The organism is Acinetobacter sp. YH01019 (assembly GCF_013420285.1).
GTDB lineage: Bacteria > Pseudomonadota > Gammaproteobacteria > Pseudomonadales > Moraxellaceae > Acinetobacter > Acinetobacter gandensis.
Genome location: NZ_VOYM01000117.1, coordinates 1 through 4,962 on the forward strand (window position 1 = coordinate 1; position 4,962 = coordinate 4,962).

The 4,962-nt window shown below is 37.1% G+C and carries 4 protein-coding genes; 1 reads left to right on the plus strand and 3 read right to left on the minus strand.

Going from position 1 to position 4,962, the window contains the following annotated elements; all coding sequences use genetic code 11:
• Positions 1-626, minus strand: a 626-nt coding sequence (locus FTT84_RS16475) for a BapA prefix-like domain-containing protein (RefSeq protein WP_180081885.1), incomplete at its 3' end; no start/stop codon positions are given.
• 359 nt (positions 627-985) lie between these two features.
• Here FTT84_RS16475 and FTT84_RS16480 point away from each other — a divergent pair.
• Positions 986-2,152, plus strand: a complete 1,167-nt coding sequence (locus FTT84_RS16480) for a cupin domain-containing protein (RefSeq protein WP_180081883.1) — start codon at positions 986-988, stop codon at positions 2,150-2,152.
• Positions 2,153-2,199: 47 nt separating this feature from the next.
• Here FTT84_RS16480 and FTT84_RS16485 read toward each other — a convergent pair whose 3' ends face one another.
• Together FTT84_RS16485 and FTT84_RS16490 are read right to left on the minus strand one after the other, a co-directional pair.
• Complete coding sequence (locus FTT84_RS16485; RefSeq protein WP_180081881.1) at positions 2,200-2,916, minus strand: hypothetical protein; 717 nt, start codon at positions 2,914-2,916, stop codon at positions 2,200-2,202.
• A 20-nt stretch (positions 2,917-2,936) separates the two neighbouring features.
• A complete protein-coding gene (locus tag FTT84_RS16490) occupies positions 2,937-4,829 on the minus strand; it encodes an ATP-binding protein (protein ID WP_180081879.1) in 1,893 nt (630 codons plus the stop codon).
• Positions 4,830-4,962: the final 133 nt, after the last annotated feature.

Sequence of the window (4,962 nt, forward strand, 5' to 3'; positions counted from 1 at the left end):
TAAGTATCTACAGGATCTACAGGATCTACAGGATCTACAGGATCTACAGGATCTACAGGATCTACAGGATCTACAGGATCTACAGGATCTACAGGATCTACAGGATCTACAGGATCTACAGGATCTACAGGATCTACAGGATTAGGATTCGATGGTGTCACTGGGTTGTCAATATCTACTTCTGGTAATTCTGGCGTTTTCTTATCATTATTAGAACTACCACTTGAACCACCACCAGCAGCCAAACCACCAATAACAGCCGCACCGCCAGCCAACCAAGGCCAAAGAATCATTTGATCAGAAGTTGCAGGAAGTAATACTTCAATATTAGGAATTTGTTTATATAAACTCGAAACTTGTTCAAACCAAAAGAGCTTACCGTCTTCATCTTCAAAAACAATATCTGAAGTTAAGCCGTCTTTATTTTTTACATAAAAATTTTCTACAACAAGTCTCTGGCCATTTTTTAATACCACAATAAGCGTATTGCCTTCTTGTAATAGCTCAGAGACATCAGACTTATCAATTTTAGCGTGAACGATTGAAATAGCATCTAAAACAACGTTTTCAGTTTCTAGATTAACTTTTACACGAGTAAGCTTATTTACGATTTGAATTGTTTGCATTTTCTTAACTAGCTATCTGTTTCCCCATGTTTCATTTTGTATTCTTTTTGTACTATATGTCAAAGTAATCGTATTTTTCACATATTTATTGACGCAAATCACGGTTTGCTTTTGCATGAACTTTCAAACATTAAACTCATGTTTTATAATATTTTTTATTGATACATATATTACAAAATTATTTCCATACAACTAAAATGTAATTTTTTTATTACATCATTCACACTTTTTAAATATGTAACAAAACTTAACAAATGTGCATTTAGCATCTTATGCGCTTGTTTTATTCACCTAAAAAGCCGCCTTGCACTTGTTAGGTTCTCAAGCGACAATATTAAAAATTTCGTTGGTTATTTTTCATGTCTCTACCTTTAGACGTCCTCGGCGGTATCACTGCTGAACAATTTCTTGCTGAATATTGGCAAAAGAAACCGCTTTTAGTACGCAATGCCCTTCCTTATATCGCAAATATTTTAGAACCCAAAGATGTTCTAGAATTGGCCTTAGATGAAAACGTCACAGCTCGCCTCATCAAGCAAAAAGACCGTGATCCAAATCAATGGTCAGTTAAGACTTCACCCTTACTCAAAGCTGATTTTCAAAAGATGCCTAAGCTATGGACTTTACTTGTTCAAGCTGTCGATCATTATTCTTTTGATCTTTCAGAGTTTTGGAAGCAATTTTCTTTTATCCCTCAGTGGCGTCGTGATGACATTATGGTGTCATATGCCGAAAAAGGCGGATCTGTCGGTAAACACTTCGATTTTTACGATGTGTTTTTAGTTCAAGGTCATGGACATCGTCGATGGCAGCTTGGCCAAATGTGCGATGCGGAAACTGAATTTGTTGCAGGCCAGCCACTACGTTTACTGCCTGAAATGGATATCAATTTTGATGAAGTTTTAGCGCCAGGCGATTTACTTTATGTTCCACCAGGCCTTTCACACTACGGCGTTGCTGAAGATGAATGCCTTACATATTCATTTGGTTTCCGTATGGCAAATGTCACAGAGATGATGGATCGTGTCGCTGATAAATTTACTGAAAATCCGCTTCTGAAAAACCCATTACTGGATATTATTCGCAAGCATGTTACCCCTGTTGGTCAAGTCACTGAAAGCGAAATCGAATATTTGAAAGAAAAGCTGTTCGAGCAATTGCAGAACTCAACGGTAATTGAAGATGCAATTATGAGTGTAATGTCAGAATCTAAATATCCTGACAATATTCCAGAAGCAGAAGAAATTGGTACAGGTGACTTAGAAGAAGCTCTTGATCAAGGCTATCAGCTCATGCTTGAGCCAGCTTCGCGTCTGCTTTATACCGAGCAAGATGGTGATATTCTGTTTTGGGCGAATGGTGAAGGCTTGTGTATTTCAGATGAGTTCGCAGTACATCTCAAAACATTAGCAGATGGCCAAAGTTTAATGCTTGATGAAACACTTTATGATGCAGATATTCTTGAGGATATTGCGATGTTACTGAACGAATCTATTCTGATGCTCGTGCCAACTGAAGCAGAATAAATTTAATCAACTTAAAAAACTAAAAGGGGCTTAATGCCCCTTTTAGTTTATTTTCTTCCTGAACGCTTGTTCATTAAATCTTCAAATTTATCGGCATTACGCTGCACAATCACACGATAAATCCAAACTATCAAAAAAATGATAAGGGCAAACCAAACATAACGCTTTAAGCTATATTTACTTCCTTTTCCCTGCCAAATTTGTAATTCGACATTTTGAAATTGCACATTGCTTGAATTCACTAAATCGAGCTGACTGGTCATATGACTTGGATCATTGACGGCATTTAAGGAAAATGGATCACCGGCCATTACAAAAACAAAAGCTTCTCCTGCTTTCATTTTTTCTATACGTTCTAAATGATCTACACCTGTTTCCATGTCCATTAAACTTTGACTGCTTTGATTGCCATAAGCATTAAAAGTGTTCACATCAAATTTCACTTTGACATCACCCTCTACCATAGCAGTACCTCGTACAATAATCACAGCACGATAAGGGTTTTGTTCAGAGCGTGCTCTATAGTACAAAGCAAAACTTGAATTATTTGTGACTTGATCTGTTTGTATGGACTGACTTTTGGCCAGCATTTGTGTCAGTTCATCATTGCTTAGATTCGCTTGATGAAAAACAACTTCACCATACTCGCCTGGTTTAGGCATTGAGTCTGTTGGACTACGACATCCAGACATAAATAAAATGGTCAATAAGACTATCAATACACTCGACATTCGTTGAGGTGTAACCAATATATGAAAATGCATTTTTATTCTTTATAAATTAATTATGCAGCTGATTTTATTTGAATTTCTGCCTGAATAATAGTTGATCCAGCTTGTGAAATAATATTTAATTTCCCACCTATCCGCTGTATACGCATTTTCATACTACGCATTCCTACACTCATCCCATGTGTAGAAACACTTTCAACATCAAAGCCTATACCATCATCCTCAATGATGAGGATTAGTGGCTCATTTTCTTTATGCGTCATTGTGACTTTTACTGTGGTTGCTTTACTGTGTTTAACGATATTGGTTAGGCTTTCCTCTACCACCCGAATAAGCGTAAGGCATTGCAATGAAGAAGGACGCTCTTTCCATGCAGCCGGAAAATTCCACTTAGATATCATCTCCATTTCTTCCATCAGTTGACTAAACCGATGACGTACAGGTGCAATCCACAATAACGGAGAGTCTGGCACTTTGCTGTCTAAGGAAGACCCACTATCAATAATTTGACGCAAATCATCACGTAATAGTTTCAGCATGGATAGAAACTGTGTATTGGGTATATCTTTTTCACACTGATCAACCAAAATCATTGAACGAACAATTGATGCACCCAAACCATCATGTAAGTCATGAGATAGTTTGATTCGCTCTTGTAGGCGTACATTACTCAATTCAAGCTGATGTTTGTCACTTAAACTACTAAATAACTCATCACTGACTTTTTTCACCTCAAAGGCAAGCTCATCATTAAACTGCTCAATCTTTTGGATATTTCGATTCAATCGTGCCCCCAATATAACCACGATGAATAACATAATAATTGGTGAGGTGTAAGGTGAAACTGGCATGATGCCTTCTTTTGGGAAATACATCATGATAGCTAGGTCAATTACACCAAAGATCAGCATAGCTGTCAGGCATAAGCTTAAGAAAATAGAGTCTCTTCTTTTGGTTTTGAAGCTTCTATAGCATAAGTAAATATATGTAATGAAATAGAATAAACAATAAAGTAAAAAGATAACGGATGATATATCAGCATTTTTTTCAAAAGGCATCAGCATGACTACAGCAATGAGCACTGCCGTTAAGGTGGTGAAAGCGAGTTCTAAGCGTGGAAATTTTTGCCGAATAAAACGTAGCATATAAATACAGAAACACTGTGAAAACAGCATCCAAAAGATCAGGTTTGCTTTTGCTGAAAAGATTGAGTCTGGATAAGGAAATGTTTCAGTTGTTAAAGCATTAGAGATAAATAATATCCACAGAACAGAAGCCAATGCGAACCAACCAAAACTAGTATCGCTTCGACGCATAATCCAAATCACAAAACAAATAATGCCCAACGTACCAGAGAGAAATACATTGAGTTGCAGGATGGTTCTTCTATGCCATGTCAGTTCATCATGATGCTCCACATTCGACATAACATTATTAAAACCAATAGGGCCTACACCACCATTCATACTGGTATAACCGCTTACATAAATGAGCGTTTCATTATGTTGTTGCTTTATCCCACTGATTGGTAAAATCCAATATCTTGCGACATTCCAACTTTTAGATAATGGTTCTTGCAGATTTTTGTCTGTCCATAACAAATCACCGTTTAAATACACTGTTCCGGCATTAATTAAATATTCAATATTAAATGCGATTGGTTCAGCTAAACGAGCATTATTCTTACATTTCCATGACCAATCTAGCTTATACCAGGCCCCACCTTGGTAGCCTTGCCATGCAGGATCTTCTTTCCAACGATCAGGCAATTCAGCTTTCACCCAACCGTGCCGTGGCAATACTTTATTTGATGGTGTTTTTGCTTTTAAAATTTCATGGACAGTGACCTGACATTGGTCATTTATTTCATAGACTTGAGCTGCATGAGTAATACAGCCCCACAATAAACCGAGGGTAAATAAAAATATATACCCTCCTTTGCGCATTAAAGAAAGAGGTGGTCCCACTTGTTTGAACAACTAAAAGCTTATTTATAAGTGATATTCTGCTCTAGTTAAGCTACCTTATTTTGTTGTGGTAGCTGGTCATAGTAAAACTCATCTGGAGTCATTTTGTCCA